Annotated in this window: 27 protein-coding genes, 1 pseudogene and 1 riboswitch; of the genes and pseudogenes, 23 read left to right on the top strand and 5 right to left on the bottom strand. The window is 45.9% G+C overall.

Going from position 1 to position 26,690, the window contains the following annotated elements; all coding sequences use genetic code 11:
- The first annotated feature begins 112 nt into the window (after positions 1-112).
- A complete protein-coding gene (locus tag BJP58_RS05120) occupies positions 113-730 on the top strand; it encodes a TetR/AcrR family transcriptional regulator (RefSeq protein ID WP_194543065.1) in 618 nt (205 codons plus the stop codon).
- Positions 727-1,986 (top strand): glycosyltransferase, encoded by a 1,260-nt coding sequence (locus BJP58_RS05115; protein ID WP_194543064.1) that lies wholly within the window; start codon positions 727-729, stop codon positions 1,984-1,986. Before BJP58_RS05120 ends, BJP58_RS05115 begins: the two co-directional genes overlap by 4 nt.
- Positions 1,987-2,066: 80 nt before the next feature.
- Here the strand turns inward: BJP58_RS05115 and BJP58_RS05110 are convergent, their stop codons facing one another.
- Both BJP58_RS05110 and BJP58_RS05105 read right to left on the bottom strand, forming a co-directional pair.
- Positions 2,067-3,416 carry a TrkH family potassium uptake protein gene (locus tag BJP58_RS05110; protein ID WP_374198236.1) on the bottom strand — a complete coding sequence of 450 codons (1,350 nt, stop codon included), beginning with the start codon at positions 3,414-3,416 and terminating at the stop codon, positions 2,067-2,069.
- A 78-nt stretch (positions 3,417-3,494) separates the two neighbouring features.
- Positions 3,495-4,211 carry a universal stress protein gene (locus BJP58_RS05105; RefSeq protein ID WP_233354969.1) on the bottom strand — a complete coding sequence of 239 codons (717 nt, stop codon included), beginning with the start codon at positions 4,209-4,211 and terminating at the stop codon, positions 3,495-3,497.
- 77 nt (positions 4,212-4,288) lie between these two features.
- A riboswitch (cyclic di-AMP (ydaO/yuaA leader) is annotated at positions 4,289-4,436 on the bottom strand.
- Positions 4,437-4,611: 175 nt separating this feature from the next.
- Between BJP58_RS05105 and BJP58_RS05100 the strand changes: the two genes are divergently transcribed.
- On the top strand, positions 4,612-5,976 hold the full coding sequence (locus BJP58_RS05100) for a TrkH family potassium uptake protein (RefSeq protein WP_194543062.1): 1,365 nt from the start codon (positions 4,612-4,614) through the stop codon (positions 5,974-5,976).
- Positions 5,977-6,097: 121 nt separating this feature from the next.
- On the opposite strand, the gene BJP58_RS05095 is transcribed toward BJP58_RS05100, so the two are convergent.
- Positions 6,098-7,342, bottom strand: coding sequence for a cation:proton antiporter (locus BJP58_RS05095; RefSeq protein WP_194543061.1), 1,245 nt, complete (start codon positions 7,340-7,342; stop codon positions 6,098-6,100).
- Between the two features lie 163 nt (positions 7,343-7,505).
- Between BJP58_RS05095 and BJP58_RS05090 the strand changes: the two genes are divergently transcribed.
- The 12 genes from BJP58_RS05090 (at position 7,506) to BJP58_RS05035 (ending at position 17,218) form a co-directional block, all read left to right on the top strand.
- The gene (locus BJP58_RS05090; protein WP_194543060.1) at positions 7,506-8,138 is read left to right on the top strand and encodes a TetR/AcrR family transcriptional regulator; all 633 of its coding nucleotides are present in this window, start codon (positions 7,506-7,508) and stop codon (positions 8,136-8,138) included.
- Complete coding sequence (locus tag BJP58_RS05085; protein WP_194543059.1) at positions 8,135-8,989, top strand: ABC transporter ATP-binding protein; 855 nt, start codon at positions 8,135-8,137, stop codon at positions 8,987-8,989. Before BJP58_RS05090 ends, BJP58_RS05085 begins: the two co-directional genes overlap by 4 nt.
- Positions 8,986-9,708: a fluoroquinolone export ABC transporter permease subunit gene (locus BJP58_RS05080; RefSeq protein ID WP_194543058.1), complete on the top strand. Its 723-nt coding sequence runs from the start codon at positions 8,986-8,988 to the stop codon at positions 9,706-9,708. Before BJP58_RS05085 ends, BJP58_RS05080 begins: the two co-directional genes overlap by 4 nt.
- Complete coding sequence (locus tag BJP58_RS05075) at positions 9,695-10,420, top strand: ABC transporter permease (protein WP_194543057.1); 726 nt, start codon at positions 9,695-9,697, stop codon at positions 10,418-10,420. The genes BJP58_RS05080 and BJP58_RS05075 overlap by 14 nt, the downstream gene beginning before the upstream one ends.
- A gap of 520 nt (positions 10,421-10,940) precedes the next feature.
- Positions 10,941-11,831 carry a class I SAM-dependent methyltransferase gene (locus tag BJP58_RS05070; protein WP_194543056.1) on the top strand — a complete coding sequence of 297 codons (891 nt, stop codon included), beginning with the start codon at positions 10,941-10,943 and terminating at the stop codon, positions 11,829-11,831.
- Between the two features lie 13 nt (positions 11,832-11,844).
- On the top strand, positions 11,845-12,156 hold the full coding sequence (gene trxA / locus BJP58_RS05065; protein WP_194544832.1) for a thioredoxin: 312 nt from the start codon (positions 11,845-11,847) through the stop codon (positions 12,154-12,156).
- Positions 12,157-12,232: 76 nt separating this feature from the next.
- Positions 12,233-13,777 (top strand): right-handed parallel beta-helix repeat-containing protein, encoded by a 1,545-nt coding sequence (locus tag BJP58_RS05060; RefSeq protein ID WP_194543055.1) that lies wholly within the window; start codon positions 12,233-12,235, stop codon positions 13,775-13,777.
- Between the two features lie 282 nt (positions 13,778-14,059).
- Entirely contained in the window at positions 14,060-14,536 is a 477-nt protein-coding gene (locus tag BJP58_RS05055) for a MarR family transcriptional regulator (RefSeq protein ID WP_233354968.1), read from the top strand.
- 20 nt (positions 14,537-14,556) lie between these two features.
- Positions 14,557-14,970 (top strand): nuclear transport factor 2 family protein, encoded by a 414-nt coding sequence (locus tag BJP58_RS05050; RefSeq protein WP_194543054.1) that lies wholly within the window; start codon positions 14,557-14,559, stop codon positions 14,968-14,970.
- A gap of 236 nt (positions 14,971-15,206) precedes the next feature.
- Positions 15,207-15,632 carry a disulfide oxidoreductase gene (locus BJP58_RS05045; protein ID WP_194543053.1) on the top strand — a complete coding sequence of 142 codons (426 nt, stop codon included), beginning with the start codon at positions 15,207-15,209 and terminating at the stop codon, positions 15,630-15,632.
- Positions 15,633-15,812: 180 nt separating this feature from the next.
- The gene (locus BJP58_RS05040; RefSeq protein WP_194543052.1) at positions 15,813-16,436 is read left to right on the top strand and encodes a flavin reductase family protein; all 624 of its coding nucleotides are present in this window, start codon (positions 15,813-15,815) and stop codon (positions 16,434-16,436) included.
- Between the two features lie 95 nt (positions 16,437-16,531).
- Positions 16,532-17,218: a sulfite exporter TauE/SafE family protein gene (locus BJP58_RS05035; RefSeq protein ID WP_194544830.1), complete on the top strand. Its 687-nt coding sequence runs from the start codon at positions 16,532-16,534 to the stop codon at positions 17,216-17,218.
- A gap of 6 nt (positions 17,219-17,224) precedes the next feature.
- Here BJP58_RS05035 and BJP58_RS05030 read toward each other — a convergent pair whose 3' ends face one another.
- Complete coding sequence (locus tag BJP58_RS05030; protein ID WP_194543051.1) at positions 17,225-17,632, bottom strand: FixH family protein; 408 nt, start codon at positions 17,630-17,632, stop codon at positions 17,225-17,227.
- A gap of 488 nt (positions 17,633-18,120) precedes the next feature.
- Here BJP58_RS05030 and BJP58_RS05025 point away from each other — a divergent pair, with 488 nt between their 5' ends.
- From BJP58_RS05025 to BJP58_RS04995, 7 genes and pseudogenes are all read left to right on the top strand, one after another.
- Positions 18,121-18,492, top strand: a complete 372-nt coding sequence (locus BJP58_RS05025; protein WP_194543050.1) for an iron chaperone — start codon at positions 18,121-18,123, stop codon at positions 18,490-18,492.
- Between the two features lie 259 nt (positions 18,493-18,751).
- Positions 18,752-19,528 (top strand): TerC family protein, encoded by a 777-nt coding sequence (locus BJP58_RS05020; RefSeq protein ID WP_194543049.1) that lies wholly within the window; start codon positions 18,752-18,754, stop codon positions 19,526-19,528.
- 240 nt (positions 19,529-19,768) lie between these two features.
- The gene (locus BJP58_RS05015; RefSeq protein ID WP_194543048.1) at positions 19,769-22,024 is read left to right on the top strand and encodes an ATP-binding cassette domain-containing protein; all 2,256 of its coding nucleotides are present in this window, start codon (positions 19,769-19,771) and stop codon (positions 22,022-22,024) included.
- 44 nt (positions 22,025-22,068) lie between these two features.
- Positions 22,069-22,566, top strand: a complete 498-nt coding sequence (locus BJP58_RS05010) for a DinB family protein (RefSeq protein ID WP_194543047.1) — start codon at positions 22,069-22,071, stop codon at positions 22,564-22,566.
- 191 nt (positions 22,567-22,757) lie between these two features.
- Positions 22,758-23,077: pseudogene (locus BJP58_RS05005) on the top strand (SRPBCC domain-containing protein); the annotation flags it as partial.
- A 282-nt stretch (positions 23,078-23,359) separates the two neighbouring features.
- Entirely contained in the window at positions 23,360-24,610 is a 1,251-nt protein-coding gene (locus BJP58_RS05000) for an MFS transporter (RefSeq protein ID WP_071220814.1), read from the top strand.
- A gap of 265 nt (positions 24,611-24,875) precedes the next feature.
- On the top strand, positions 24,876-25,754 hold the full coding sequence (locus BJP58_RS04995) for an ADP-ribosylglycohydrolase family protein (protein WP_194543045.1): 879 nt from the start codon (positions 24,876-24,878) through the stop codon (positions 25,752-25,754).
- Here the strand turns inward: BJP58_RS04995 and BJP58_RS04990 are convergent.
- Entirely contained in the window at positions 25,749-26,138 is a 390-nt protein-coding gene (locus tag BJP58_RS04990) for a hypothetical protein (RefSeq protein WP_194543044.1), read from the bottom strand. The two genes, BJP58_RS04995 and BJP58_RS04990, sit on opposite strands and share 6 nt — an antisense overlap.
- Positions 26,139-26,315: 177 nt before the next feature.
- Between BJP58_RS04990 and BJP58_RS04985 the strand changes: the two genes are divergently transcribed.
- Positions 26,316-26,678, top strand: a complete 363-nt coding sequence (locus BJP58_RS04985) for a DUF4181 domain-containing protein (protein WP_194543043.1) — start codon at positions 26,316-26,318, stop codon at positions 26,676-26,678.
- Positions 26,679-26,690 lie beyond the last annotated feature (12 nt).

Here is a 26,690-nt window from a genome sequence, read left to right as displayed (position 1 = left end):
TGGCTTGATGCAAGCAAGTCACCACACTATTGACCAGGTGGTCAATGTGTAATACAATTTGGTCAAAATGATATTGACCAGGTGGTCAATCGGTGGGGTGGCGTACAAACCAATGGAGCCAGATAAAAAACAAACCATTTTGCAAGCAGCTTTAGTGGAGTTTTATCACAAGGGCTATGAAGGAGCTTCAACCAATCAAATTACCAAAGCAGCTGGCGTATCCAAGGGAATTTTGTTTCATTATTTTTCGGATAAAAGAACGTTGTATTTAACGGTGGTGGATGAATGCTTAAAGCATTACTACCATTCACTGACTTCGTCACCTATGGATCTCTCCGAGGATCTGTTTCAGGCGATAGAGCAATTATCTCAAAAAAAGATGGATGTATTTAAAAGTGACCCCATCAGGTTTGGATTTATGGCTAAAACATTTCTGATTATGCCGGAAGAGCTGAGAGCGGATCTTCTGCTCAAACAACAACAGATGAACAAGGATTCCATACACCTCCTGGCAAGCAGGATCGATCAGAGCCGTTTTAGGGAAGGAATCGATCCCAAGCAAGCAATCGAATTCGTATTGCTTTCCCTTGAATCTCTAATTACGAAGCAAATGACCAAACGGTACGACGAGAAATCTACAGGAGAACTCGAGGCAAGTGCGGCTTTAGACACGAAACCCTATTTGGACATATTAAGGTACGGCATTTATCGTAAGGAGGGAAAAGAGTGAAAATAAAGTTGCTCACCATCGGAACAAGGGGAGATGTACAGCCGTTCATTGCCCTTGCCCGAGGTCTCCAGAACAACGGACATGACGTGGTTATATGCACATCGCAGGATTTCGAAGGCTTCGTTCGAGGGCATGGTGTCGGTTTCGCGCCTATACAGGCAAATATTATGAAACTAGCCCAATCTGCAGAAGGGAAACGCATGCTGGGCAGCAATCCCTTCGAGATTATGAAGCAGATGAAAAAGCTTATATATCCTATGATGCAGCAAATGCTCGATGACCTGTGGACCGCTTCTCAAGATGCGGACTGCCTCATCTACCATCCCAAAGCATTCGCTGGATATGATATTGCCCAAAAGCTGAATATTCCCGTATTTGCGGCCCATCCAATTCCGATCATTGCACCGACAGGCGCTTTCACCAATCCCTTTTTACCTTTCACCTTCAGGAATCGATGGTTAAATGAAAAAAGCTATCATCTCAACCGTTTCATGCTGTTATCCTTCAAAAAATTGTTGAATACATGGAGAAGAGATACGTTACATTTACCTCCACGAAGTCTATTCTCCGATGATCTGCACGTAAATGGACGCGATATTCCGGTGCTTTACGGTTGCAGTCCTTCGATTATTCCATTTGATCCGAAATGGAAGGATCGCGTCTGTATGGAGGGGTTTTGGTTTCTGGAAGATACCGATTGGGACCCACCAAGGGAGTTGGAGTCTTTTATCGCGTCAGGATCCCCGCCAATTGTTATCAGTTATAGCAGCATGCCTCTAAAGCATCCGGACCATGTGCTCGAGATGACTATGCAGGCTTTACGACAAACGGGGCAACGCGGCATCATTCTGGTTGGCTGGAGTGGAATGCAAGTATCCGGTAATGGGGCCGAGAACATCCTGTGTATACAGGAAGCACCGCATGCATGGCTGTTTCCGCGAGCTGCAGGCGTTATTCATCATGGTGGAGCAGGGACGACAGCGGCCGTTTTGAGAGCAGGTAAGCCGATGACCATATCCCCGTTCAATGCGGATCAACCCTTCTGGGCCAAGCGTATGTATGAGCTAGGTGTATCGACAAAGCCGATTCCTGAAAAATCAATGTCAGTAGCCAGTTTGGCTGAGCGAATAGCGGAGCTAACCAGTCATTCAACATTGACAGCCAATGTAATGGCACTGTCAGATAAAATTTCAGAGGAGAGAGGTGTTGATCGAACTGTAGATTTTATTGAGAGACGGCTACACCATCACTTTTGAGAGAATTCCTTTAACAAGGGATATGTGTCCAAAAGTTAAGGTGTTAATGGACAAGAAAATTCTTGATTGGGAACCCTGAGTTACCCAATCAAGATATGATCTTCCGCATAACCAATTTTGGATGTGCGTTTTTTCTGAGCCAATGCGTAAGCCAGTGTTAAGGGACCCAGACGACCGGCAAACATCGTTATCGTTACAATGACTTTCCCTACGGGGGACAATTCACTTGTCAATCCCATCGACAAACCGGTGGTGCTAAATGCTGATGTCGCTTCAAACAACACTTCCAAGAAGTGTTCTTCGAGCATACCTTCGGAGATGGTCAGCAACAGGGAAACGCCCAGCACGACCACCAAAGAACTCATGACAACCGCCAGGGCGCGCATGACGGTTTCTCCTGCAATTTTGCGTTTGAAGGCATGGATTTGACCGCCCCCGCGAAAGGTTTGGATCGTAGCTAGGATGAGTACAACAAGCGTATTGATCTTAATACCGCCGCCTGTTCCTCCGGAAGCAGCACCGATGAACATCAGAATAATAATGAAAAACTGAGAAGCCGCCAGCATGCTACCGATATCTATCGTGTTAAACCCCGAGCTTCGAGGCGTTATGCCTTGGAAAAAAGCAGCCAGCACTTGTTCGCTTTCGCTCAATTGGCCAAAGGTTGACGGATTCCAGCTCTCTAAAAAGTATATAAATAGAAAACCGAGCAGGGACAGCGTTCCTGTTCCGACTAGGACAACCTTGGAGTGAAGCGAAAGCTTCTTCCATGAACGTTTTTGGAATACATCCACAATGACGATATAGCCGAGGCCTCCAATGATAAATAGCAGGACAATCGTAATATTGACGATCGGATCGCCGACAAAGGGAGAAAGGCTGTCAGACCACAGGGCAAATCCGGCATTGTTGAATGCCGAAACGGAATGGAAAAGTGCGTAGTAGGCTGCCTGTCCCCACCCGACGTCCTGTTGCCAACGGAGCGTAAGGACAATCGTAGCCAAGGCTTCAAACGCGAATGCAATGAGTACCATATACATGGATAATTTAACCAAACCTTGTGCCGAGGTCGAATGCGTGGTTTGCTGAATAATCATTCGTTGCTTCAAGCCAATCCTTTTCCCCAGAACAATGGCAACCATAACGCCAAAGGTCATAAAGCCGAGCCCGCCAATTTGAATCAAGATCATGATAATGACTTGTCCAAAAGTTGAAAAAACACTACCGGTATCCAAGACAACGAGCCCGTTTACGCATATTGCTGAGGTGGCTGTAAATAAAGCATCCAGCAGACCAATTGACCTCCCGGTGGAGGAAGAGTAGGGCAGCGCGAGCAATGTGGTCCCGATTATTATTAAAGTGAAAAAGACAAGCATGACGAGTTGAGGGGGACTCATATTTTTTTTAAGCTTGTTGATAAACAACTCCATTGTGTCAGGAGCGGAATGTTGTGTATTTCGATCTTTTGAATTCATAAATGTTCTTCTCACAAGTTCCACCCCCATTCTTTATTGATCGCCGGGTTTATCAAAGAATTTTCTGTTTTGGAAAAAAGACGACTCTACCACTTTTCCGTGACTTATTTTCAAATATTGGATCTCGTGGTCTGTTTTTATTTTCAGCAAGCCGGTGTCAAAATCGGTATTTAACTCTTTGAAAAATAGACCTTCGGCTATTGGATCGCCCCCGGATTCCTTACCGCCAAGCAGATAATGAGAACCCTCCCTGAACACAGTGACTCGAATTCCCCGTTCATGGGTGTCAGCCATTTGATCATCCATCCTTTGAACCGCTACAATGTGCAAATCCGTTTCGCCGATCTGGTTAAGGAGTTCGTTGACAAACGAACCACGCGTAATTTCTTGCCACCGCGTTTGACCGGATTGTCCGATGATTAGCTGGGTAATTTGATGATTCTTGGCGGTTTCCGCTATGATTTCCGAAGCTTTGCGATCTTCATTCGTTTTGACAATGAAGGTTGCCCCATACTCGTCGCATTTCATTTGCCACTCAGCCATATACCTTTCTTGTGCCTGATCCAGCTCATCTTCACGCAAGGGTATAACGCTCAACACAAACAGGGGACACTGAAGAAGTCTGGCTAATTCGCCGCCTCGACGGATGAGACGTTCTCCGTTTGGACCGTAATACACGCATACCAGTATCTTTTCATTGTTAAGCAGAATAATCATTCCTTTCTTTTCTAAACACAACAGCTTTAACAAAAAAGGCCTGGAGGCAGAGAAAAATCTGCTTCTAGGCCTTGGCTGTACGGATCATGGACAAGTCAAAGTAGTAAGAGTGTTCTTTCCCAAGACGCTGACGAGGTTAGCTGTCGGATTCGGGATTGAGAGTTCCCGTTCCTTCTTATCCAGAAAGAATTCACCCCTAAAGCTTAGTCGCTTTGTTGGTTCCCCCGTTCCTCATAGAGGATTAAGCATTCATGCGTATGAAATTTATCGTAATAAATATTATGCTAAAACATGCTGAAAGTAAACAGTTAGCGATCAGTCAACAACATCATATCATTGGATTGCAGCAAAAATTATGCTTTACTATGGTATATACTACGCAAAGAAGTCTACGGGGTTTCATGGTCTGTCGTATCTGAAAGGGGAAAATAGGATGGCTAAAGGCAAATCGGAGCCGCTAAAATCATTAAAACAGTTTAACCTATCATCTTCACGACTGATCCTTCTTGGTTTCGCCGCACCGATTGTAATCGGCGCGATCTTGTTAGCCTTGCCCATATCATCGTCATCAGGTGAAGGTGTAGGTTGGTTAAACGCTTTGTTCACCTCAACATCTGCAGTGTGCGTAACCGGATTGGCCGTAGTGGATACAGGAACCGACTTTTCCCTTTTTGGTCAAATCATGATCATGTGCCTGATTCAAGTCGGCGGTCTTGGTTTCATGACCTTCGGAGTTTTGATCGCCGTTGTGCTTGGAAAGAAAATTGGACTGAAAAATCGACTGCTCCTCCAAGAATCCACTAACGCATTATCAACGCAAGGCGTAGTGAGGCTATCGCTAGGTATTTTTCTGATTGCGCTCATTATCGAGTTCGTCGGAGCAGCCTTGTTAATTGTTCGTTGGGAGGAGGAACTGGGCTTGGGGCAAGCTATTTATTATGGGGTGTTCCACTCCATCTCATCATTTAATAACGCTGGCTTCAGTCTTTGGTCAGACAGTTTGAGCCGGTATGTGGGAGACCCGCTGGTCAACATCGTCATCACCCTGCTTTTTATCATTGGTGGGCTTGGATTTACTGTTGTTCTGGACTTATGGAAGCATAGAAGGTGGAATAAGCTGTCCCTTCATTCAAGAATCGTTTTGTCGACTTCAGCATGTCTATGTTTAGCCGGGTTTATCGTAATTTTCATTATTGAGTTGTTCAACTCCCGTACGTTCGGCTCTTTGAGCTGGGGAGAGCGAGTATGGGCGGCTTATTTTCAAGGCGTGGTGACTCGTACGGCCGGGTTTAATACCATCGACATAGCCGCGATGATGACGACTTCTCAGTTTTTCATGATTTTCCTTATGTTTATCGGTGCTTCCTCCGGATCCACAGGAGGCGGGATCAAAACCAATACATTTGCCGTACTGTTATTCACATTGATTAGTATTATTAAGGGGAAGCAGGACGTGCAGTTGTTAAATCGACGCATCCCCCAATCGATTATCCTCCGATCCATAGCCGTCATGGTGATCTCAGTGAGCGTTGTGATTGTCGCTACATTCTTGTTAACCATAAGCGAGCATAGCTTGCAAAAGGACTTTATGGAAGTTCTGTTCGAAGTGACCTCAGCCTTCGGCACCGTTGGCCTATCGATGGGATTGACGCCTGAGCTGTCTCCTTTTGGTAAAGGAGTCATCATTTTGACCATGTACATCGGCAGACTCGGCCCCTTAACGCTGGCCTTCGCGCTGTCGCAAAGAGTAGTCAAACAAAAGTACCGGTTGCCTGAAGAGAAAGTGCTTATTGGTTAAGAGTGGTCGATCTGCAAATCGGGATACGAAAAAATAAGGTTCAGCTGGAGTCGTTTAATTCGATCTCCGGGGCTGAACCTTATACTCGTTTTATGTTCTGTTTTGCTTATACGGAGGGTTCTTACATATCTGCCCCGTCTTTTTCCTTCACGGGGCTGGCTAATCCAAACTTCTTAACCAAAGGTTTGATGGTTAACCCCTGAACGAGAAGTGAGAAAAGGACAACGCTAAAGGTGAGAACGAGTATATCATCGCGTCCGTCGAAGGTTGGGGGCAAGCTTAAGGCGAGAGCGATTGACAAGCTGCCCTTTAACCCTCCCCAATTCAAAACCACCTTCCATGAAGATGGGAAGGATTTCAGGAAGTACAAGCTTACGTAGACGGCCAATGTTCTTCCGAGTAGAACGATAAGAATGGCTGCTCCGATTAACGCCCACTTGTCCGCGAAGTTAATATGCTTGATTTCTAGACCGATCATTAAAAAAATCAATGAATTTGCGATTAACGTGATGACGTCCCAGAACGAATTAATATTCATCTTGGTTGTATCCGACATCCCGATGCGCGCTCCGTAACTGCCAAAAATCAAGCCGCCCACGACAACGGCAATGACGCCAGATACATGGAAATGTTCGGCAATAAAGAAACTTCCGAAGAACAGGAGCATAGAGAAAGCTATCTCCAGCGGATAATCATCATAGAAGCGAATGAGCTGTGAGAACAGATATCCTAACACGCCTCCAACAGCGATACCGCCAATACTAAACTTCAAAAAGAGCAATACACCGCTGCCTATTCCCGCCCAACCCATTTCCATGTACGTGAGCAAATAAACAGAGGAGATCTGAAATAACACAACGGCAATTCCGTCATTAAACAGCGACTCCCCTTCGATGATGGTTACAATTTTCTTCGGTACGCCTAATGATTTGAAGATGGAGATGACACTGATCGGGTCCGTGGCACTCATCAATGCTGCAAAGGTAAATGCAACAATCAAAGGCAATCCCATAAACCCATACATGGCTAGAGCTATAAGAAGGAAAGAGAGCAAGGTGCCGCCAAACGCGAGGGCAATCACCGGCTTTCCTTGTTTACGAAGATGCGAGAACGGAAGCTTTAATGTTGCATCTCCAAGAAGGATAGGAAGGAACAGGGAGATAATGATTGCCTGAAACACATTCGATTGGGTTATAAACGATTCGGCTTCATCCAACACAGGCACATGGATCAAACCAAGCAGCAGGCCTACAATAACAAGTGCAATAGAGTAGGGCTGATTCATTTTTTTGGCTATCGAGATAACACCCATCGATATCGCAAGCAAAATCAGCAACTGCACGAAAACCTCATTAAAATGATGCATACGGCACCCCTCATCAAAGGATTAAATCTCCATTTATTGTAACCTAAAGACTCCCTAACACCAAATATATTGACATATGGGGATTTAGGGAGTACTTTTATGAATATAAAATAAAATTATTCACAGGATCACAAACGGCCTGATTAAGGATGTGATATGCAACATGCCCAAAAAATTCTCGGATGAAGAACGTGAATGGATACGCCAAAAACTGCTGACGGAGGCACGCCATCATTTCGAAACGGCGGGCCTTCGCAAAACGAGTGTTGAAGATCTGACGAAGGCCGCCGGCATTGCCCAAGGCTCGTTCTACATGTTTTTCGGATCGAAAGAGGAATTATATTATGAACTGATTCTGGAGGAGGAGCAGCGAATTCGCAATGCCGTTCTTGATTTATTCCCTCCTGAAGAGGTCTGCAGTAAGGAAAGCATTAAACGGTTTCTCTTATATTCACTGAGGATGATGGACGAGAGCCCAATGCTTCGCCAGATGATGGATCGCGGGGAGATGGAGTTGTTGTTCAGGAAATTGCCGAAAGACTTGCTGGAGCGTAACTTTACGGAGGATCAAGACGCGCTCTTGCCTGTGATTACGGCTTGGCAGAAGGCTGGCATTTTACCTGGTACGGCACCCGAATCCATCGTGGGCATGATCAGATCCTTGGCACTGCTTACGCTGCACCAAAAAGAGATTGGAGAGGAGCAATTTACATCTACGATCGAATTGCTAGTCGAGTTATTATCTGCCGGCATGCTTGCGGTGTCTAATGCGCTGAAGGGAGATGGAGCGTTGTGATCGAAGTAAGAGGGCTTCATTACACGTATCCGAATCGAAAAGAGCCCACCCTGCATGGGCTTGATTTTGTCATCCCGCCTGGCGAAATCTTTGGCTTTCTCGGCCCGTCCGGCGCTGGTAAAAGCACGACGCAAAAACTGCTGATCGGTGTTCTGAAAGGTTATCAAGGAAGTATAAAAGTCATGGGCAACGAAATCAGGAATACCGGTCCCGATTATTATGAGCGAATTGGAGTAGCTTTTGAATTCCCGAACTTCTACAGTAAATTTTCGGTTCTTGACAATTTAAAGCTCTTTCGTTCCCTTTACAAGGGGGAGACGGAGGATCCCATGAAATTGCTGGAACAAGTCGATCTAACAGATGCCGCAAATATGAAGGTTTCCCAGCTATCCAAGGGCATGAAGATGAGGTTGAATTTCTGTCGGGCGTTACAGCATGATCCAGAAATCCTATTTCTGGATGAACCTACTTCCGGATTAGACCCGGTCAATGCCCACCGAATGAAGGAATTGATACTTGCTAAAAAGGCTGCCGGCAAGACGGTTCTAATAACAACGCATAATATGCAAGCGGCAGAAGAACTTTGCGATCGGGTAGCCTTTATCGTCGACGGTGAAATCAAATTAATCGATTCACCCAGAGAGTTGAAACTTCGTAAGGGAAGAAAGGAGGTCCGAGTCGAATACAGTAGGGATGGCGAATTAAAGGGAGCGGTATTTTCTCTGGATGGCATCGGTGAGAATAACCAATTTCTTAAGCTGATACAGGATTATCCCCTCGATACCATTCATTCGCAAGAGGCGTCGCTCGAACAAATTTTTATTGAGGTAACCGGGAGGCAGCTTGTATGAAGGGCCTAAGCTTATTTGTATTCGATCTGCGTTTCCAGTGGCGCCACGGATTCTATTGGGTTTATATGTTTGTCTGTACCTGTTATTGGATTTTGCTCCGATTCGTACCCGAGGCCTACCAGGAGACAACAGCGATTGTGTTGACATTCAGCGATCCCGCAGCCCTGGGGCTTATCATGGCAGGCGGTATGGTCCTGCTGGAGAGGGACCAGGGCGTCCACGATCCGTTGTTTGTAGCGCCGGTACACATTCGGGAATATTTGCTGGCGAAGGCTGCGTCCCTGTCGGTGTTATCCCTTGCGGCAGGCTGGGTGATTCATATGGCGACCGGCAGTCTCCCGGAATATCCGCTTGCTTTTTCTGCCGGTATTGTATTAACATCAACCTTCATGACCTTGCTGTCGATTGGCGTGGCGGCACGCCAACGGACAATTAACGGTTTTATTCTGATGGTGCAGGTCTACGCGCTGCCATTCATCCTTCCATTGTTAAGTTTTCTTCAATTGTGGCATGAAGACCTGTTTCTCGTCCTTCCAACCGAAGGAACTCTCCGGTTACTTGTGTCTCCCAGTGACGGCTTATCTATTGGCAGCGTTCTATATTCCATATGTATTCTGTTGATTTGGAACTTTGCGGCTTACATCTGGGCGCAGCGATCCTATACTCGACATGTGTTGATGCGCGTAGGTGAAGGAGGGGGCATTAATGGAGAGATATAAAGCCCTCATGATCATGGATCTACGGCATGCGTGGAAGGATCCCGTTCTGATGGCAGCTATGTTCGGTCCGCTGCTGCTTTTGTTTCTATCGAGGTTTGGATTCCCGGTTGCCGTTAATTGGCTCGATGTAAACTATTCGTTTCATTTGGAGCCGTATCGCGGCTTTGCGGCATCGTTATTAATTGTTACGATCCCCATGCTGACAGGAATGCTCACCGGTCTCCTTATTCTCGATGAACGCGACGAGAATGTGATTGCATATTATGCGGTGACCCCACTAATGCGTAAAGGTTATTTGCTATATAGAGTGACGCTTCCTTTTCTGTTATGCACCGTATTATCCATTCTATATCTGTCCTTTTCGACTTTATCGGATATTCACTGGGCTAAATTGGGTGTTTTGCTGTTGCTGGCATCGGAAGCTCCAATATTCTCGTTGTTCCTTGCCGCTTTCTCAGCGAACAAGGTAGAAGGATTAGCCTTATCTAAAATAGGAGGGCTGTTCATAGCCGGACCTGTGGTGGCCAACTTCGTTCCAGGAGCTTGGCAGGTGTTAGGCGCTTGGCTCCCAACGTATTGGCCTGCAAAAGTGCCCTATCTGATCACGCAGAATGAACCTATGTTGGCAATCGTTTTCTTTTCGGTCGGATTGCTGTTACATGCCGCCTACTTATATTTTATGGTATCTGTGTTTAACAATAGACAATCTTAAATGGGGCGACCAAAGTATAGGTTCATGTGACATCTGAGCATAAAGCAGCCGATCTGAATGATCGGCTGCTTTTGCTATGGTCTAACAATCGGTTATACCATTCAGCCCCCGAAGTAAACGTTACGTTTTTGATGGGTACATCGAAAGTTAGATTGTTAAATGTTCAATGTCAGCATAAGGCAGAAGCAGACTATGGCTAAAAAATGGTATTGCATATTGAAGTTGACTCGTTTATTATGGATATTATACATCCATAATAATAGCAATCTTAAGAAGAAGAGCTAGGAAGAGGGGAGGGGACATGCTGTTCTCCAGAAGTACAGCAGGCTCAGGAACATTCGGGAAGTGAGCGTATACTAAACAATAAGGGATACATGTTTTGCATCATAATTATGGATAATATAGATCCATTAATGAAAAAACCAATGAATCAACCAACTTTCGATGTGGTGATCATTGGAAGCGTCGACGGGTTTCACAACCGCAACCAGAAACTATAACGGAAAGAGAGATGGAAGTTATGAATGATTTTTTTAATGAGGCTATTTGGGAAAAGGCTTGGAAAGAACATGGCGAACGTGTTGTGAACAAGATGAAAAAGGCCGGAACCGACCCGACCCGTGCCTTTGATCACAAGGCGAAGACTTTCAATGAGCAATCGTTTAATGAAGAGGGAAGAAAACGGACCACACGGATCATGAATTGGATTGAAGGACAAGGAGTTCAATTCAACAACGCGTCTGTGCTGGACATTGGCGCCGCTTCGGGAGTATTCTCGGTGCCGTTTGCAGAGCGGGGGGCCCGCGTTACTGCTGTAGAATCCTCTCTACCCTTGATCGAACTGCTGAAGGAAAATATCACAAAATTCGCCGATGACCAGGTAAAGATTGTGCCCGAACCTTTTGAAGATATTGACGTGCTGGCTAGAGACTGGAGTAATGCCTTTGATCTGGTTTTTGTCTCGATGTGTCCGGTCATTCTGGATTGGGATAGCATCGAAAAGATTCTACAATGCGCCCGGGATTATTGTTATATCAGTATGCCGGCAGGCTCCATGGAAATCAGTTTGGTGAATGAAATCTGGCCGCTCATCACCGGTCAGCCCTTCCAATCGAAGCACTTGGAGTTCGGATATTTGCTTCATCTGCTGTATCTCAAAGGCTATTCCTATGAGTCTCTTATAACACGGGAAACGAAAATGACGGAAGTTACAAGAGAAGCGGCGTTAGAGGAAATGATGAACTGGCTTCGCAGTCACAGTCTGGCTACAGATGAGCAGAATCGGAAATTAGTTGCAGACTATTTGGAACAAGCGTACCCGTCCGGCAAAGTAACGGTTCGACAGAGTGGTCGTTATGGCAAAGTACTGGTTCGAATGCAGGATCTAAGTATGTACACAAGAAAAATTTGAAGGGATGATGATGATGGCGATTCAACACGCAACAGATTCTACTTTTAAAGGGATGATCCAAACCGACGGAGTAACCGTAGTGAATTTTTGGGCTTCCTGGTGTGGTCCGTGCAGAATGTTTGCACCTGTTCTTGAGGAATTTGAAAGGGAGGCAAAAGATTCCATTAGAGTAGTTAAGGTAAATGTAGACGAAAACCCGGCGACGTCTTCCCAATTTCAGATTATGAGCATACCGACCACCCTTGTTTTCAAAGATGGGAAGCTTCTATATAAAGAAGCGGGCATATTGCCGAAACATGTCTTGAAACAACGCACTGCCTTTTAGGCTTTCCCATATTCGTAGTGACTCGAGTATTGATCTCCATGTAATATAAATAGGAACAGATGGGAGATGAGGAACGATGTTGAAATTAGTAAAGGCGTTGCTGGTGGGATTGAGCATAACTGTATTTGGTTTGGATTCTGGAAATGTACAATCTTCCCCCGTGTCGGCAGCCGGTACTGAGTACTATGTAGCTACCGACGGGAGTGACTCCAATCCAGGGACGATGATTGCGCCTTGGAAGACGCTGCAGCATGCGGCTGAGGAGGCTGATCCGGGCAGCTTGATTTACGTTCGGGGCGGCGTATATAATCAAAAACTCAAGATAACACGTTCCGGTACAGCCTCGCAGGGTCCCATAACTTTCAAGAACTATGGTTCAGAGAAAGCTATCATCGATGGTACTGGACTTTCAGTCAACGGGATCGAAGGGCTTGTCGAGCTAACCAATGTGAATTACATTACGATTCAAGGCTTGGAGATTCGCAACTATACAACGACTTCCAGAAACGCGGTTCCTGTTGGAATTTATGTTCAAGGTTCTGGCGGCTTTATAAATCTGACGAATAACAAAATCCATGATATCAAGAGCACAGTCACACCTATCGGCAGCGATTTGCTTGGCAGAGATGCTCATGGTATCGCCGTATACGGCACCAAAGCTCCGGAATCGCTTCATGACATTACGATTCACGGGAATGAGCTGTACAATCTAATCTTGGGTTCCAGTGAAACACTGGTGCTGAATGGTAATGTAGATACGTTTAAAGTAACGGACAATCTCATTCACGATAACGACAACATCGGGATCGATATTATCGGTTTCGAGGGAACTGCGCCGGAAGAAGCATACGACCAGGCCCGAAATGGTTTGGTGAAAGGCAATCGGGTATATAATATTTCCTCCAACAACAATCCTTCTTATGGGAAAAAACTCCCGAATAACAGTAATGCAGCCGGTGGTATTTATGTTGATGGCGGTAAAGACAGCATTATTGAGCAGAACTACAGCAACAACAATGACATCGGCATTGAAATTGCCTCGGAGCATGCGGGCAAATCCACCAGTGATATTACGATCCGAAGCAACGTGGTGCACAATAACCGGTTGACGGGCATCGCCATGGGTGGATACGACGACGAACGGGGGTCAACGGTGAATTGCAAGATCGTGAACAACACCGTCTACAATAACGATCTTTTAGGTGAGGGCAGCGGTCAGCTCTATGTGCAGTATGATACGAAAAATAACGTGATTAAGAACAATATCATTGTGGCCAGTTCAACGGGTGTGCTGATCTACAATGAATATACAAAAAATTCAGGTAACGTGGTGGATTACAATCTATATTTTTCACCAGGCGGTAGCACGGATGCTTTCTGGACATGGAAGAACAAAGATTATGCTGGCTTTTCCGCATATCAAGCGGGAACCGGCAACGATGCGCATTCATTCTTCAAGGATCCTGCATTCGTCAATGCTTCAGGAGGTAACTTTCATCTTCAATCTTCGTCCCCAGCGATTGATGCGGGTTCGACGGATTACGGGATCATCGGTACCCAGGACATTGACGGGCAGCCAAGAGTGCAAGGGGCCGATGTGAACATTGGCGCTGATGAGTAAAGTTATGCTTTTTAGAATCGAGTAACAGAGTTGGAATGTTAAGAGAGATTAATAATAGGCTGTTTCGGCAGCAATCGTATGTTCTTATGTGGACAACGTTGTATTATTTTAAGCTAACATCTTCGAACCCATCTACTGTCGCCAATTTTGGCGGCTTTTTTGTCTTCCTGTTATTACTTTTCCCCAATATGTTTTATGAGCTTAGTTTCTTGACATATTTTTGTTAACCGGTAAACTATAATTGTTGAATGGTTAACAATATTCTCATAGGAGGTGACTCCCATGACCTCAAATAAACGTAAAGAAGCGATTGAAGCTGTCCAACATTTCATTATGAATAGAGAGAAAAGTTTACGGGCTCGGAACACGTCGATCGAGAGTGCTGTTGGTTCAGATTCAGTAAAATACTGGTCCATGACGCAACTTCACATCTTATCTTTAGTAAAGCGTCACCCATGTCAATTGAATAATACGTCTTTAGCAACGGAATTAAATTTATCAAAATCCGCTATAACCAAAGCCATAAATACATTGATTCAACACGATTTAGTCGTGACTGCAAAGAAAACGGACAATCTTAAAGAAATTTATTATGAGGCTACAGATCAAGGGAAGCAGTTGGCTGCAGAGCATGATAATCTGCATCAGCAAGCTGAAGAGAAGTACTACGAACTGTTCAGTCATTTTAATGATAACGAAATCGATGTGATTATTCGCTTTCTTAATACGTGGCTGCTGATGACTTCGGAATCCAAATAACTCTGTAGGAGATGACCAAAATGAACAAGCAGGAAGCTATTCGTTTTATATCGCAAATGTATAACGACATTATAGTTAATTTTGATTTTGTTAAAATACCCGATTATTTTCATAACCGATACTATCAAGTGACTGATGGCAAAAAGATAAACTTGGAAGAATTTAAGAATCATCTAACTGCATTAAAAGCTACAGTAGACAAAATTACCGTTTCTCCATTTTACGATACCCTCTATGACGAAGAGCTTCAAACTTTGACATTGCGATACACCGTAGATGTTACCAAGAAAAGCGGAACCCGGGGGTTAATTGAGCTTATCGCGATTTTTGAAATAAAAAACGGCAAGATTGTTCGTTGTAATGAAATCTCGCATGCCCTTCATCATGTTAACGAGTTTAAGGAACTTGCAAGCATTTCTTCTCCAGTTGTTTAATCTTGGTGTCCTGGAGCGCAATTAACACTGTCGGTATTATTACCGGCAGTCTTTTTGACTCATGATCTGATCTAAGGAGAGGATAAGGATATTGAGAAGTTGAAAGGAACGTGTTTTTGAATCTATAGCCCGAAGGAGCCATTTTCATTTACTGACAATTAAGAGAAAATGAGAAAACATATGACCAAATCTCGTATGATGGCTAGAACAAAAATAGAAGGGAGGTCGTTTGAACAATGAATAAAACGGGAGTATGGCTGTTTTTTGCATGGACTGTATCAGCTGTGGCAACTAGCGGAAGTTTGTTTCTTAGTGAAGTATGGCATTTTACGCCATGCGTCTTATGTTGGTACCAAAGGATCTTCATGTATCCATTAGTCATTGTCTTGGGAATCGCGGCATATCGGCAAAAGACGCACATTGTCCCATACATCCTACCCCTTGTCATCATTGGCGGAGGCATATCTACATATCATAGTATCATTCAAAAACTCCCCAAAGAGTCGGATATTGCCGCATGCGGGCCGGTGTCCTGCTTGAATGACTATTTGAATTGGTTCGGTTGGTTGACCATTCCGATGCTGGCATTTGCCGCATTCGTGCTCATCGCCGTGGCTCTATTGCTGGCCCTTCGCTCGCAGAAGCAACATACAAACCAGTGATGAAAGCTGCTCTTATTATATGACCTGTAACAGCCGTCCTTAGGGTCGGCTGTTTTCAATCAACAATGAATGGTAGGGATCCAGTTTTTATATCTTGCGGTCTTATTCCATAACCCTATGCTCCAATAACGAGCTTGTGATACATTACATAAAAATCATGTCGAGGAGATGGAATCTGATATGCATAAAGTCATACATCCAAAAATTCATTATTTCGGGACTTCGGTCGTGTTGATAAGTACCATCAACGAAGACGGCACACCCAACCTGGCTCCGATGTCCTCAGCCTGGTGGCTCAATCAATCATGCATGCTTGGTATGAGCAGCAAGTCTCAGACTGTTCAAAATATCATTCGTGAAGGGGAGTGCGTGCTTAATCTCCCGTCGACTGACTTGATTCCCGCAGTTGAGCGTCTGACCCTGTTAACAGGTCGCAACCCGGTCCCTGAGTCGAAAGCAGCAAGGGGGTATCAGTTTGAGGCGAACAAATTCGGTGTCGCAGGGTTAACACCACTTCCGTCCCAGCTCGTTCAAGCGCCGCGTGTGAAAGAATGCCCTGTCCATCTGGAAGCCAGGTTTGTTAAGCTCCATCCTTTTGAAGAACCAAGCTCACTTGTTGCCATCGAAGTGCGCATCGATAAAGTTCATGTCGAGGCAGATCTTCTTATGGATGCCCATTCAAACTATGTCGATCCTTCGAAATGGAATCCGATGATTATGAATTTTTGCGAATATTTCGGTCTAAGCGAGCAATTGTCCTCATCAAAATTAGCGCCGGTATTCGGACCTGATTCAGTAGAATAATTATTCTTAATAATCGCGCACCTTCATACAATGAATGGATTTGCGATCCTATGAAGAACGGCGTATATTGTCCGGCCGGGAAGGGGGTTGAGAACATGGACTGGACGGGGAGCGGATTACTGTTAGTAGCTCTGACAGGCTTGATGGGGGCGCCGCATTGCCTGGTGATGTGCGGAGGGATCGTTTCTTCTCTGGCCCTTCGAACCAGCAGTTCTCCGCTTGCTTCTACGTTAGCCTACAACGCTGGCAGAGTGACAACGTACACGGTGATCGGAGGCTTTATGGGGATGGTGGGCTCCTTCCTGGATGTGGCTGGCAGCTTTGTTGGCTTTCAAGGCGCGGCCAGCATCATTGGAGGTCTGCTCATTCTGCTGTGGACATTTCGTCGGTACACACTGCCCATTTATAACGCGCATCTGCCGAGACATTCTTTGTTGCATCTGAAATTGGAACGGCTTGGTCAGCGGTATGAGTTGTTTGCGACTTTTCTAACGGGCCTCCTGCTCGGTTTTCTTCCATGCGGTTTGACCTATGCGATGCACATGAATGCAGCGGCATCCGGATCTGGTCTGGAAGGCCTCTTGATCATGCTGGTATTTGGACTTTCGACTTTTCCCATTCTACTCCTAACGGCGCTGTCCGCCGGCAGTTTAACGAAAAAGTGGCGCAGAGGAATGCGTAAACTCGGCGGATTTCTGGCCTTTTTAATGGGGGTGCTTTCCATTTTAAAAGGAATTAGCGCTAACGGATGGATCCCGGGAATTCACCCATGGTTATGGTAAGCAGGGCTAGCGAACGTTGAACAACGTCCTCACCGTGACATTTTGATCCTCCCAACGAAGGACCGCTTCCGCTTCCCAAAGTCCTTGCATAACAGGTACGGCCGTTGCGCTGTATACACCCGGCTTTGATTCGACAATCTCGGCGGGAAACACACCACAAAACATATCGGGCATCTTGAGGTTTAGTTTAATATCGGCATTAGCAATGGGTTTCTCAGGCAGCTCGGTAATGAAAACCTGGAAGGACGTTTCTTTCATGGGTTCTGCGACAGATTGAACGGTTTGTATTTCCATGCGAAGCTGCCCATCAGTATACAGGTTTTCTACTTTGGAACGATCATGAACCTGCTGGTAAAGAATCATAGCCGCGATTATAAAGAGCAACAACAAAGCCATGCCCCATCTTGTCTTCATGATATCCCTTCTTTCGCCTGAAAACATGAGTATTCTCTCATAGGTATGTAAAAAAAGGTCAGAACATGCACATATGGATGACAAGAAATACCGGGCCGGACCCTCTACAACTTTCTAGGGATGTAGGAACTTCCCTGTGAAATGGCTGCGGAGGTTTTTTTGTGCCAAATGAACTTTTATCTTAATGCACCATTAAGATTCCCGTAGGCTCCGCTTTTGATGCCAACCAGGGGCGTTTAATTACAATGTGGATAAATTGGCCATGATAACAAAGGTGAATCGCAATATGGGGTCATTTTCTATTTGAATACAAAAGCGTAGAAACCAAGACATATCATTATATATTGAAAAAAAACTTGATGGGAGAAATAAAAAAACTCTCTTGCATAAGAAAATCCTCTTGTATTAGAATTGTGTGGGGATCGTATATGTTGAGAATATATAGTTGCTTCTCCGATCGACATCATTTTCATATTAGGAGGAACAACATGGAAGTCTTTGCAGAATATTTAGCACATATTGATAACCCTGAACATCGTGAACGTACGGAAGAGGTTTTGGCTTGGGTAACTAAAAAATTCCCGGAATTAATGCCGAAAATGGCGTGGAACCAGCCTATGTTTACCGACCACGGCACATTTATCATCGGCTTTAGCATTGCCAAACAACATTTGGCTGTTGCACCTGAAAGAGTAGTGATTCAGCATTTTTCTGATGAAATTGTACAGGCTGGCTATGATCACACCAAAGAGTTAGTACGTATCCGGTGGGAAAGACCGGTGGACTTCTCATTACTTGAGAAAATGATCGAGTTTAATATTATGGATAAGGCTGACTGTACAACTTTTTGGCGAAAATAGCAAAAAAAGAATGTATAGGAAAATCCCCTTTGAAAAGGGGATTTTTGATGCTGGCTTCGGGAAGTCGCCAAGCTGACCGTGGATCTGAAAATTTGGCCTGAAATGAATGAAACGAGACGTTACTTGACAACGTAATAACGAAAGGAAGTCATGGAACAATCAAAACTGGGGAAAAACCTCTGCTCTTTAAAGTGGAGATTAGATGTTTTCAGCCAGAAGTTTAACCATGAGCATCGCACATAAGAGAGGGGAAGTACTGTTGGAGTCAATTTGGCTAGAGTATGCATGGGCATTACTAATTCTTATTGGATTGGAAGGTTTACTATCGGCGGATAATGCCCTTGTGTTGGCAGTTATCGCGAAGCACTTACCGGAGGACCAGAAGAAGAAAGCGATCAATTACGGGATCATTATGGCTTTTGTTTTTCGCTTCGCGGCTTTATTTGCGATATCGTTTATTGCGAACGTCTGGCAAATACAGGCGATTGGAGCTGCTTATCTTCTGTACCTCGGATTAAAGCACATCATCAAAGCACGTTTCGGTAAGGAAAATAAAAATATTCGCGAGGACATAAAGAAAGATGCTGCCGGTAAAGGCTTCTGGCCAACGGTAAGCAAAATTGCGATTGCGGATCTGGCCTTTGCGATTGATTCCATTCTTGCTGCTGTGGCTCTGGCACTGGGTCTCCCAGATTCACCGCTTCCTGATTTCGGTGGTATGGACGGAGGTCAATTCTTGGTTGTTGTGCTTGGCGGAATCGCCGGGCTTATTCTGATCAAATTTGCAGCCACATGGTTTGTTAAGCTGCTTGCTCAACGGCCAGCGCTGGAGACCACGGCTTATGCAATCGTGGCATGGGTCGGTGTCAAGCTCGCTGTGATTACCTTAGCCCATGAAGATATTGGGGTGTTAGATCACCATTTCCCACATAGCACAGTCTGGACCATAATCTTCTATGGTGTCTTGGTGGCGATAGCCCTTCTCGGTTGGTTTGCACCTGGTAAAAGTAAACAGTCACAGACCGAGCAACTATAGTTCCGTCTTTCGATCATAGTTGACAGATGGCCTTCCCTTAAGGGAGGGCCATTTTTGCATGCCTGTCTAAAATTCAATATGAGCAAAATTATGGATTGACATGACACGAAGTAGTTTCCTATAATCATTGTGTCACTAAATGGTGTCCAATTAGTATATGCTTATACATACCACACTTCAGCCCACTCTTCATATTACAAAACAGGTTGCGTTTGAACCCAGATCGGAAGGATGTTAGCCATGAGCGAATCGAATCAGGAATATATCGTAATCTCGGCTGCGAGGGAAAACAATCTCAAGAACGTATCCTTGCGCATTCCCAAGCGGAAGATCACGATATTCACCGGGGTATCCGGATCCGGCAAGTCATCGATCGTCTTCGATACGATTGCCGCAGAATCCACGCGTTTGCTGAATGAGAACTTCAGTATGTTCGTGCGTAACTTTCTTCCTCGTTATCCGCAGCCAGATGCGGACGCGATCGAGAATCTGAGCATGGCTGTAATCGTTGATCAGAAGCGGCTAGGCGGCGGTTCCCATTCCACGATGGGCACGATTACCGATATTTCTCCCATTCTCCGTCTTCTCTTTTCCCGAGTGGGACAGCCTTATGTCGGACAAGCGAACATGTTCTCGTTTAACGATCCGCAAGGCATGTGTCCCGAATGTAACGGGATTGGCCGGAAATTAGGCGTCGATATGAGCAAGGCGCTGGATATGTCAAAGTCGCTCAACGAGGGGGCTATTATGCTGCCGGACTATTCGGTGAACGGCTGGGAGTGGAACATGATCGTGCAGACCGGGGACTTTGATCTCGATAAGAAGCTGAACGACTATTCGGATGATGAACTGGATCAGCTGCTGTACGCCAAGGCAAGGAAAGTAAAGATGGACTTCGCCGGCAAGGCAACGAATATTACAGTAGAAGGCGTCATTGAGAAGTTCACGAATAAATACATCAAGCAGGATGTGAAGACGAAGTCCGAGCGCACACAAAAAGCTGTTGCACCCTACATTTCAGAGGGCCCGTGTTCCAGCTGCCGCGGTGCCAGACTAAGTCAGGCAGCCCTTAGCTGCAGGATCAATGGACTCAACATTGCGGAAATGTCCTCCATGGAGGTTGGTCAGCTCATTCGAGTTATCCGGGAGATTGACAACGCGGTCGCAGCGCCGATGGTGAAGTCACTAACGGAGCGGCTGCAGCATCTGGTGGATATCGGGCTTGACTACCTGACGCTGGATCGCGAAACGGACACTTTGTCCGGCGGCGAGTCGCAACGCGTCAAGATGGTGAAGCACCTGAGCGGCAGTCTGGTAGATGTCACCTACATCTTCGATGAGCCCAGCGTGGGCCTACACCCCCGTGATGTACACCGGTTAAATGAATTGCTTCAGAAACTGCGCGACAAGGGCAATACCGTGATTGTTGTCGAGCATGATCCCGATGTGATCAAGGTGGCGGATCATATCGTAGACGTAGGACCTCACGCCGGCAGCCGCGGCGGGACGATCGTATATGAAGGAAGCTTCGAAGGCTTATTGGAGGCAGGCACGCTGACAGGCACTCATATGAAGCGGCCGCTGCAGCTGAAACAAGATTGCAGGCAACCCTCCGGCAAGCTATCTATCCAGGATGCCACACTTCACAACCTTCAGAACGTGAGTTTAGATATTCCAACCGGCGTACTGACCGTCGTTACTGGCGTTGCAGGCTCTGGCAAGAGTACGCTGATTAACGAAGTATTCCTCAGCCACCATCCGGATGCGATTGTCATTGACCAATCGGCGGTAGGCGTGTCAACACGCTCGAATCCTGCAACCTATACGGGCATAATGGACGATGTTCGCAAAGCGTTTGCTTCTGCAAACAAGGTCAATCAAGGTTTGTTCAGCTTCAACTCCAAAGGGGCTTGCGATAACTGTCAAGGGCTGGGTGTAGTGTATACAGATCTTGCATTCCTCGAGAACGTGAAGCTGCCATGCGAAGTATGCGGAGGCAGACGGTTTAAGGAAGAGGTGCTCGAGTACAAATTAAACGGCAAATCCATTGCAGAAGTGCTGGAGATGACGGTGGAGCAGGCATTGGAATTTTTTGAACTAAAAGAGGTTGTGCGCAAGCTGCAAGCAATGAGTGATGTAGGGCTGAACTATATTACACTCGGCCAGCCGCTCAGTACGCTCTCAGGCGGGGAATGCCAGCGGATCAAGCTGGCAAGCGAGCTGTATAAGAAGGGGAGCATCTACGTGATGGATGAGCCGACGACGGGCCTACATATGTCAGATATCGGTGACCTGCTTGGGATCATGAACCGTCTCGTGGATGCAGGCAATACGGTGATCGTCATCGAGCATAACCTCGACGTGATCAGTCAAGCGGATTGGATTATCGATATGGGACCGGACGGGGGGAGCCGGGGTGGCCAAGTGGTATTCGAGGGCACACCTTCGAAGATCATCCATGCGGAGCAGTCGATCACGGGAAGATATTTGATGTAATCTTAACCCACTTGTGTCTGCCATAAAAGAAGGAGAGGGAAACTATGACGAAACCATTAATTATCGGAGATGCCGAACATGAATTGGCTCAAACGCGCCGAATTCTGGAGTGCTTACCCGAGGAGCATATGACCTGGAAGCCCCACGTAAAATCAATGACATTAGGCGGGCTCGCCACGCATCTGATCAACCTGCTGAACTGGCAAGTCGCGATTCTTCTATACCCGGAATTCGATCTTTCATCCGTGCCGATTCGGCGGGAAGCTTTGGAAAGACGCGAAGACGTGCTGGAGGAATTTGACGCGAACGTTATACAGATTAATAAGCTGTTAGCCGAATGCGACGAGAAATCGCTCGCCGAGGAATGGATCTTGCGGAACGGCGACTATATTCTCCAGCGTCAACCGCGTGCAATCGCGCTTCGCACTTTCGGCTTAAGTCACATGGTTCACCACCGGGCGCAGCTCGGAGTTTATCTACGGCTGCTTGATGTTCCGGTGCCGGGCATGTACGGTCCCTCAGCCGATGAGGAAGGCAAGTGAAGTAAGGAAAGTCGCAGGACATGGTCAGAGGATGAGGACATATACGAAGTCGCGGAAATCGCGACTTTTTTTGTCAGCCGATATGGACAAGAAAATATATTCCGAAATCGGGCGTTATCGTATGCGACGATTGGGTTATAGAAGTGAGCAATCTGAAAGAAATCCATGAATGAATAACCTGCTATGATCGAAAACAGGAGCACTTGTCGAAGTGGTGGGGCCTCAAGGTTTTACGATGACTACTCAGCAGTTTGATATGAAACCGGGTGGTACATGGGAGTTTATTATGCACGGTCCTGATGGCGTTGATTTTCCCAACACCAACGTGTTTGTTGTGGTCGTTAAACCCGAGCGAATCGTTATCAAACATGCCGTGTTTCCGCATTTTCTGGCGTCAGTAAGCGTTGAGGAACTGGAAGGTAAGACACATTTGACGTATCAAACCGTTTTTGAGGAAACGGTCGCTGTATTCGATAAGGTGAAAACCTATGCCGTTCAAGGTGCCGAATAGACCATGGACCGTCTTGAGGAACATCTGGCAAGTATGTCTTGACACTAACGGCAAACGCTGGTTCCGAGCCCGATTTAATCAGTATGCAAAAGCTGCTATTGGTGGCTTTTTGGTTAAATGAAATGGTACTTTACGTCGTGAGTAGATTCGAATATTGAATATGTAAATTCAGTCTTAAGGAGGAGGTCAACGATGATGAAGTCCGTATAATAAGGATTGGAAAGGAGAGACATACCACGACTCAAGCTGGCATTTTTATAGACAAATTGGAGGTTGAAAAGATTGAATAGGCACGACACAAGCACTAATGCACCAAGCCTTCTTCGCAATCGGTTCCTGCAGACGATTTTATTATCAAGCGTGCTTCTGCAGATCGGAATCTGGGTACGTAATTTTGCTATCCTTCTGTATGTAGCGGATAGAACCAATAATGATCCATACGCTATTTCGCTAATCAGCGTAGCAGAATTTGCCCCGATATTTGTTTTTTCGTTCATCGGAGGTACATTTGCGGACCGATGGAAGCCAAAGCGAACGATGATCTGGTGCGATTTATTATCCGCGGTATCGGTATTCGTAGTGCTTCTGACCATCCATTACGGTTCATGGCAATCCGTCTACCTTGTCGCATTCATCTCAGCTATTCTTTCGCAGTTCTCTCAACCTTCAAGTATGCGATTGTTTAAGTATCACGTGTCTGAAGAACAACTGCAGCAAGGGATGGCTTTGTTCCAATCGCTGATGGCCATCTTCATGGTCCTTGGCCCTATGCTTGGTACATTTGTTTACAGCACGTTCGGCCTTGAAACATCGATCGCTGTAATGGGCGTAGTTTTTCTGTTATCCGCGCTCGTCCTGATTCGCCTGCCGGAGGATGATATGAAATCTCAAACAGCCGCCGTAAAAGGGCAATTCCGTAAAGATTTCGTTGAAGGCTTCCGCTATGTTTGGCAAAGTCAAGTGCTGCGCATGCTCGGGCTTGCGTTTATTCTCGCCGGACTCGCTGTTGGCGTAGCCCAAGCGCTCAACCTGTTTATCGTAACGGAGCGGCTGGGCAGGAGCGAGGAGTTCCTGCAATATCTGCTAATGGTGAATGGCGCAGCCATGCTCATCGGGGGCGGGATCGTGGCCGTCTTCGCGAAGCGGGTTCCGCCGCAGGTTCTTCTTGCCATAGGCATGCTGGCAGGGGCGGTCTGTACAACCATTGTGGGGTATTCCACTAGTGTTCCGGTCACGCTGACCGTTCAATTTCTAAATGGGCTTGTTTTTCCTTGCATTCATATCGGGATCAGTACCATGATCCTGAAATGGTCGCATGCTTCCATTGTCGGTCGGGTGAATGGGGTTCTGAATCCGATGTTTGTTGGGATGATGGTCATTTCCATGTCTTTCGCGGGCGCGTTAAAGGACGCCTTTTCGCTGAGTACGATCTATAGCGGAGCAGGATTACTATTTCTTCTTGGCTCACTCGTCATGGTGCCGATCATGAACCAAAAAGCGCCGGAACATGTACTTACTGCACAAGAGACATAATCTCGCACGATCGATAAGGTTATGTGAAGAAGGGCCGGCTAAAAAAATAGTCGGTTCTCCCTCATTCCCAGGGGGGGAACTTCCAGCACAAATAACTTTACGAATCGGGATGGTTAGAGCATATGCGCAGCCGAAGTCGCGAAAATCGCGGCTTTTTTAATTTACCGATGCCCCATTTCTTTATATTTAGAAGATGACCACTGTCCATTTTGTTATAATTAACTTAATGGATTTCTTATTTAATGAACAGATACGAGGTGGTTGTATGGACAATATATTATATAACCGAATCAAAGGCGGCCTGTATGGAGTGGCTGTAGGCGACGCGCTTGGCGGAACGACGGAGTTTATGAGTGTGCAGGAGATTAAGGAGAAGCACGGCTATTTGACGGAGATCATCGGCGGCGGGGTGTGGCAGCTGGAACCGGGCGAAGTGACCGACGATACGATGATGACGCTGTGCGTGGCAGCAGGAATTCACGAAAATCCAGGAGAGCCAATGGAGGCGATCGGGCGTTTCTTCATGGAATGGTACCGTTCGAGGCCCAAAGACATCGGGAATATCATCCGTCATGTTTTTCAAAAGTATGAGGGAGACTGGTTCGAAGCGGCCTTTGTGGCGCACATGGATATGGGGCAAAGCGGCGGGAATGGCTCCCTCATGCGATGCCTGCCTGCAGCACTTGCCTACAAGGATCCGGCGGACATTGACCGAGTGACCATCATACAGTCACGGATGACGCATTATGATCCAAGGTGTGCCGAAGTCTGCGTCATGTACAACCGAATGGCCCAGCGCCTTCTGCAGGGTGAACATTTAAGAGCAGCCATCATGTCCGAGGTGGTGGGTAGCGATTACGAAGGCATCATTGAAGCACAGCCGGACTGCCCGGCAAGCGGTTATGTGGTCCATACCTTCCGGTGGGTACTGCATATTTTGCTCCATACGTCGGATTTTGCAGGAGTCGTTCAAAAGGCGGCAAATCTAGGAGATGATTCGGATACGATCGGAGCTATTGCCGGTGGATTGGCAGGTATCTATTATGGGTATGAAGGAATTCCTGTCCGATATGCAGAGGCGATCCTCATCAAAGATAGACTCGACCGGATCGTTTCGCAACTGTATGCATTGAAAACTTTATGATAAAGAGATCATGAAACACAATATAAACGCAATGCTCGATAATGGTGTCATTACATATTTTTCTTTTGTACTTCTGGATATTAGATTTGCTATCGTATTTATGCCAAGAAATACAGTAATTACCCAAACCAAAATATTCGTAGGCAGAACATTAAAGATATTGATGACGTTAGTATGCTGCAAAAAAACAACTCCCATAACGAGAAGAATAATAGCGTTTATAGCACTTACAACACGTAATTTGTAGGGCAGCACTTTATAATATCCACCCATTGCAAATTCGCCTAAAGGCAAACCAAGCGCGAGCAACACCTGAAAAACGGCGATAGAAATAAACATAAAAGTGACGATAATGGATAATATGTAGAGCATACTCTCTTCCATACATTTCTCCTCTTTAATTGGTAGTTTATTTTTAAGAGTATTATATTCCTCTTACTATCCTGCAATGCCAAAAGTTATACTTTGTGTCCAGGTGCTTCGGTTAAACCCGTTGCAACCGCCTTTACGGGAATACCAGCTGTTGCACGGCCGCTAACTTTGGAAAGGGGTGACTTTAGCATGCTCTTACTCAGTCTCATTTTATATTCGATCGTATTCGTCTCCGGGTACTTATGGATCAAAAAAAAGCTCAAGGTATCCAACGATTCAAATCAGCTGCTCTATAAGCATATCAATCGATTTCATCTGATTGGGGAGTTGATCATCATAGCTTTGTCCCTAACCGCCCTTTACTTCATGAGGATTGTTTGGGAGTGGAGATCGTCGGCTTATCAGGACGTTATACTTGTGGTAGCTGTTCTACACGCTTTCCGTTCCGTTGTTGAAAGACGCTATAAGAAAGATTCCAAACAGCACATCATCAGTGCTTATGCAAGTGTTAGCGGTCTGCTCCTTTTCCTTGGCATTGAGATGTTTGCGTAACAACACAAGAAG

Source organism: Paenibacillus sp. JZ16 (genome assembly GCF_015326965.1).
Lineage (GTDB): Bacteria > Bacillota > Bacilli > Paenibacillales > Paenibacillaceae > Paenibacillus_AQ.
The sequence above is the reverse complement of the archived record's forward strand: the minus strand, read 5'-3'. Positions and strand labels throughout refer to the sequence as shown.